Here is a 5,827-nt window from a genome sequence, read left to right on the forward strand (position 1 = left end):
CTGGTCGCTCCGCGCGGATCCTGTTGGGCGTACGCCAGGCTTAGGCCACCGACGATGCTGGCCATCGCCAGCAATGGCCAAATCGTTTTACTCCGCTGCATGGCAAGCTCCTTTTGCTCGAACCCGACTGTCTGTTACGAAAACAGGCTAATCCTGACTGGCATTCCCCAGATAGCCATCAATTTGGCTTTCCGGTGAAAACTGCCGGCTCTGGCGTAGTAAGCCCCTTTATCAGCCGCCGAACAAACGCGGGCTTAATTCATATGCGCACTTCTCCCGTGAGTTCCAGTCAACGTATGAACCGAGCCAATCCAACTACAGGGCAGCCGCGCATGAGGGGTTACGCGCCGCCAGATTTCAGCGGCTCGCCTGACTATGCAATCCTCCTGGTTGCGATATGCCCCGCAGCGCGTCTCCGCTGACATCAGGCCCCTCGCCTGCGGCAATGTCTCCGAGCGACACGATGCCGACAAGTCGTTTGCTCCGATCGATGACCGGCAGCCGACGTAACTGCTGCTGGGCCATGTTTTTGGCGACCTCTTCGACTTCCTGATCCCCAAAGCAATATTTTATCTCTTGGGTCATGACCTCACGGACCTTGGCGTCAAGCCCTCTGCCTTCGGCGACGCACCGGACCGCAATGTCTCGATCCGTTATCATCCCTATCAGACGATCATTCTCACTGACCGGCAGGGCGCCTGCGTCGATTTCCGCCATTGTTTTCGCAGCTTCGCGGATCGTCTGGTCCGGATTGGCCATGTGAACGTCAGGCGTCATTATCTCCGAAACTTTCATATGCTTGTCTCCCTATTAGAGTTCTCCCCTAGCGAGCGCTCTCGGAAAGTAGATCCAGAATTCTTCTTCCGTTCCGCCAAGGAGCGGCCGAGCGTTATCGCCATTCGTCCCGGAACAGTTCAGTTGGCGGATGCGATCGCGCCAGCTGAAGCTGTCTGAAAAGGTCCGCCATTTCACTTGTCCTCTCGTCACTGGAATGAGCCGGAGCACGTTCCCAGGAAGGGGACCTTTAATGATCCAATTGTCGAATTTCACGAGGACCATCTGCTCAACCGGTCTCGACCGGGAGGTCCGCCTTTTCCCAATCCGCCTTCCCGGCCTCATAGTCGAACACCTGGGTGTAGCCCAGGCGATCCAAATGCTTTGCAGCTTGAGGTGAGAGCTGGCATTCATCGCTAGCGCAGTAGACGATTACCGGGACATTCTTGTCCGGAACCGCACTCTGGACGCGTTCATCGAATGCGGAGTCGAATGGAACGTTAATCGCTCCCGGCAGATGCGCTTTTCGGAAACTTTGCTCAGGAAGAACCTCGACAATGGAGGCATTCCTTTGCATGAGCGACTGGACCCGCTCGCGCGAGATCTTTTGCATGACTGTCTCCTGGCGCGCCCACCCACCGGGTTCGACAGGCTAATAACGCATCGCCAGAAGAACAGTTCCCATCAGCGGCAATCTAGCTCCGTGCGCTGCTCGGCAGTGCCGCTAAGCATTGATCAGGGCGCGGACCACGCTGCAGGAAAGGAGTGTTCCGCAGATTGAAGACTTTCAAAAATTCCCTTCTCACGTCGGACTCGGACTACCGTGCGTTTCACTTCGTCATCGCGGTCCCCAAGCTCAATGCGCTCCATAGCGGCGCTTGCGCAGCGAATTCGTCACAGTTAAACCTTGCGGCGGCTTCCAGATTTTGCGTGTTCGACCAAACAATTCGCTGGCGTTCGGCACTATTCCCTCGCGAAATAATCTCCTCCAATATTTTTATATAGCCACGATAACCACAAGTTTCGACATAGGGTTGAATGCGTTCGAGCCACAGCTTGATGTCGTCGATGATAGCCCGCGTTTCTCCCTGATTGTTTGTAATCAATTCGGCCTGCAGACCATAACGCATGGCGCGCCATTTGTTCTCGCGTAGCCGCCATGCGTGCGGACGCGGCATTTCGTCCAACCATCCTTGGTCTCTCTGAAACCAGAGGGCCGATGCGTGGACGAAGGCGGCCAGATGCCCGCAGCTTTCACTGCTGCGGGTTTTTTCGACCGCACGCCCGGCCCCTCTCTATTCTCTTCGACGAACTCGACTTCTGCCACAAAATTTAAGACTTCTCCGGTTTTGAGAATTATTCCTCGACCTCCTCCAAGCTCCCACTACAAACCCAGCGTCCCGCGATGGCTGGAATTACTGCGCCGCCCGACATGACGTCCGCTCCACCATATTCCCTGCCGCCGCGCGCGCGTGGGCAAGATCGACGGAACCGTTCGTCGCGCGCCGATTTGGCTAGCTGCCGAAAAGCTTAGGCGCGTTCGTCGCACCCGAAGCGACCGCTCCAGGCGCGACGAACCGCGCCCGTTCAATTTTTCTTGGACTACTCTGGCTTCTCTCCCGCGCGGCGTTAGGTCATCCAAGCGAAAAAACCCGCTCAAACGTCAGCTATTCAATGATCGCCAGTTACGCCAGCGCGCACAAGCGCATCAACGAGGTGCTGGAGCTTTTTGTGGGCGGATGTGCGGTCGTGTTGGCGGCGGCTGCAGTCCAAGGCCATCCGCGGTTACCTATAGTTTGTCTGTTATCGGGACTGATTGGCCATGCCATTCCAGCCCATCGCGCGAGCCCGCTTGGTCGGACACCGTCACACGATCCGCATCATGGCGAAAGAATCCGGCCAAATCTCGATCCAGACGACAGTCCATCTTTGAACTGTACGGGGCGGTGCCGGGCGGCCACGCCCGTAATAAGCGTCCCACCGCTACGCGTGGAGCAGTGTCTTAATTTGAAGGATCGTCTTCAAATGCTCTCAATCGTTCAATGAGGGACTTTAGCTCGGTTTGGCATAGCTCTAAATGAGTGCGGATCTCTCTCCTCTCCTCCTCCCGGAGGGGATTTGAATAAAGTTCGTCCCAGTCGATTTGGATCGACTCTCTGAGCGTATGGATATCTCGAAGCAATTTCTCTATTTCGTTCATAACATCGCCTGTATCGCAGTGCTCAGTCCATCTGGGATCTTCGTATTGGTGACAGGACCTTACCATCCGTCGTCGGCATCATGGGCCTCAGAATTGCTCGCATGACCCCTCCCTTCGTTTTCCCGCTAAGCAAACATATATGAAGCTAACTGTAAGATGCGAAGCCTGCGTCAAGGGTACTGAATTTCAGACTTAGCGTGCCAACCGCGCGCGACACTATTTTCCACTCGCGTCAGATCGTCCGAACTTTCGGGAGCGTTATCGGCGCGATCCCGGTGCGCGCTTCCAGGTCCGCACGGGAAAGCGGAAGTTCGGGGGCGCGGCCGCTCCACGAGCGCGCGCTGCGATCCGCGAGGCGGCGCTCGGCCCCGAGCATCCCGATACGGCGACGAGCCTCGACAATTTCGCCAGCCGCTCGATCGCCGCTCCCTGGATCCGGTCCGCTTTGCCCATGTCCGGCGCGAATCGGCCCGGACCTGGCAGAGGACGAGCCGAACCTCTGAACCCCGCAGGGGTCCAACATGGCGAGAACGGGCGATCCCATCCAGTTATCGCGCGTGCTCAACCTGCTCCAGGAACCGAATGTAGTGTTCGGGCAGGCCGTGCGCTCGAGCGCCCTCCCGCAAAAGTGTGAGGTACCGGAGCGATGGGTTGCGGTCGTCTTCATCGCCTTGGGCAATGTAGGTCACGGCCTGCAGCGCCATGCCGCTGCTGTCCTCGGCATCCAGCCATAGCGGCCGATACCGCCACCACGGAACGCCTTCCGTGGCGTCCAGACGAACGAGGTCGCGGCGCGTGATCTTGTAAAGGACGCCCCAGACCTCTGCGGCTGGATCGGCGCACAAATTGGCGGGCGCGGCCTTGCCCCTGGGGCGTCCCTCGATGTTGAAACGCAGCCGATATCCCCGGACCCGACCCGGGCGCCACTCGCGAGGACACATGCCGCGCCGCTCGCGAAAGGCGCTGTCGTGCATATTGGCGCCATAGGCGAAGTACCAGATTTCCTCGCGAGGCGGCCCGATAAGGCGGATGCCGTGCAGGCGATATAAGCACCAGGATAGCGCCCATGAGCTGGCAATGAGTCCGCTGAACTTGAGCAAGATCTTCTGCATCGCCCTAAATCCGTTAGCTTCTCATCCAGATCAGGTTGTCGTCCGCACATGCCAGAGTCTCTGACCACGCGGGGCCGATCGGACATTTGCAATAGCGAGCCCGATCATATTGACTTGCGCTTCGCTAACTGCGTCGGCACCCGAATTTATTGCACTTTCGCGGCTCAATGGCTGGCCGATGCGCTCCCCTACCGACGCTTCGCCAGCACCCTCGGGCTGGATTTCACGAAGAAGGTTCGCCGCTCGATGCGTGAACGCCAAATGCGTTCAGGACGATCAACGCAACATGTAGGGCTCGACAATCAGCGCCCTCTCGCCGCCCAACGCGACGCCAAAGTCGGACAACTGAGCAAAAGTCATCATTGTCTTGCTCCGAAAGCACGACGATCCTGCTCCACAATCGTCGAGCGCGCGCCGGCTATGCAGAAACTGGTTTGGCGCGTGGAGCTTATGGCATGGAGCTGAGGAGACGATCGAATCCGGCGCAAGCGCAAGACAGCATAGAATCGCCATTTGTCGCGGTCCGCGATCATCGGTTCGTCAGATACGGTGTTCGGCGTTGATTGGCGATTTCGTTCTAAGGGCGTCGCGTCTTTTTCCTGTGCGGCGGTCGCGATGACGGCGATTTACAACGCCGCCCGCGAGGATGATCTCGATTTGATCGGACGTCAGACCATGTTGCGTTTCGATCGTGGCGCTCGCGGATTCCAACACGATTTTCCCGCTGCTTTCGAGCTTGTGGCACAAGTTCCGCACCCGGAGCGTATCGTTCTCTTTCAGCCTGTCATAGTCCTGCGGCTCGACGAAAAGGAGCGGAAGGATTCCGTAGTTGATTAGGTTTTGCCTGTGTATTCGTGCGAAGCTCTTCGCAATCACGATCCTGAGGCCGAGATAGCGCGGCGCCGCGGCGGCATGCTCGCGCGAGGAGCCCTGACCGTAGTTCTCGCCGGCGATGACGGCATGTCCCGCCTCCCGACCGATTGCCCTCGCGCGATCGACATAGGTCGGGTCGACGCGTTCGAATGAAAAGTCAGCGATCTTCTGGAGATTGGAACGATAAGGCAATGCCTTCGCTCCGGCCGGCATAATTTCGTCGGTCGAGATGTCGTCACCCATCTTGAGAAGCACAGGCAGCTCCAATTCGTCGGGAAGCGGGTCAAATTCGGGCAGCGACATGACGTTCGATCCCTTCACCAACATAACTTCTCGCGCCTGCTCGATCGGAAGCGGCGGCTCGAGCAACGAGGGTGGCAATCGCGGGATCTCTGGTTGCGAGAGTCTCGGATAGGAAATGTCCAGCGTCCTCGGATCGGTGATCTTGCCGAAGAGAGCGGAGGCGGCCGCGGTTTCCGGAGAACACAGGAACACCGAATCTTCTTCGGTTCCCGAACGTCCCGGGAAATTGCGCGGCGTGGTGCGAAGCGAATTCCGTCCGACCGCTGGAGCTTGCCCCATGCCGATGCAGCCGTTGCATCCGGTCTGGTGAATTCGGGCGCCGGCGGCGACAAGCGCGCCAAGCCGCCCATCATTGATCAGCATCTGCAGCACTTGCCGCGACGTCGGATTCACATCGAAGGAGATGCCGGGCGGGACCGTTCGACCCCGGACGATTTCCGCGGCGATGGCAAAGTCCCGCCACCCCGGATTGGCGGAAGAGCCGATGTAGGATTGAGCGATCTCTTCGCCTTGAACTTCCCGTACGGCGACGACCTTGCCAGGACTCGACGGCTTAGCGATGAGC

5 protein-coding genes are annotated in these 5,827 nt (G+C 58.4%); all 5 read right to left on the bottom strand.

All coding sequences use genetic code 11. The features are described 5' to 3' along the window. Window positions 1-357 precede the first annotated feature (357 nt). Complete coding sequence (locus ACR65W_RS02175) at window positions 358-795, bottom strand: CBS domain-containing protein (protein WP_434499333.1); 438 nt, start codon at window positions 793-795, stop codon at window positions 358-360. Window positions 796-1,063: 268 nt separating this feature from the next. After that, window positions 1,064-1,387 carry a rhodanese-like domain-containing protein gene (locus ACR65W_RS02180; protein WP_434499334.1) on the bottom strand — a complete coding sequence of 108 codons (324 nt, stop codon included), beginning with the start codon at window positions 1,385-1,387 and terminating at the stop codon, window positions 1,064-1,066. A 217-nt stretch (window positions 1,388-1,604) separates the two neighbouring features. Next, a complete protein-coding gene (locus tag ACR65W_RS02185) occupies window positions 1,605-1,952 on the bottom strand; it encodes a hypothetical protein (RefSeq protein ID WP_434502241.1) in 348 nt (115 codons plus the stop codon). Between the two features lie 1,570 nt (window positions 1,953-3,522). Then, window positions 3,523-4,086: a gamma-glutamylcyclotransferase family protein gene (locus ACR65W_RS02190; RefSeq protein ID WP_434499336.1), complete on the bottom strand. Its 564-nt coding sequence runs from the start codon at window positions 4,084-4,086 to the stop codon at window positions 3,523-3,525. Window positions 4,087-4,626: 540 nt separating this feature from the next. Further along, on the bottom strand, window positions 4,627-5,827 hold a 1,201-nt coding region (locus ACR65W_RS02195; RefSeq protein WP_434499337.1), incomplete at its 5' end, for an aconitase family protein.

Source organism: Methylocystis sp., from assembly GCF_051062815.1.
Taxonomy (GTDB): Bacteria; Pseudomonadota; Alphaproteobacteria; order Rhizobiales; family Beijerinckiaceae; genus Methylocystis.

Coding starts and splice junctions, on each gene's coding strand:
- ACR65W_RS02175 (WP_434499333.1), bottom strand. CDS start 795: ATGAAAGTTTCGGAGATAATGACGCCTGACGTTCACATGGCCAATCCG.
- ACR65W_RS02180 (WP_434499334.1), bottom strand. CDS start 1,387: ATGCAAAAGATCTCGCGCGAGCGGGTCCAGTCGCTCATGCAAAGGAAT.
- ACR65W_RS02185 (WP_434502241.1), bottom strand. CDS start 1,952: ATGCCGCGTCCGCACGCATGGCGGCTACGCGAGAACAAATGGCGCGCC.
- ACR65W_RS02190 (WP_434499336.1), bottom strand. CDS start 4,086: ATGCAGAAGATCTTGCTCAAGTTCAGCGGACTCATTGCCAGCTCATGG.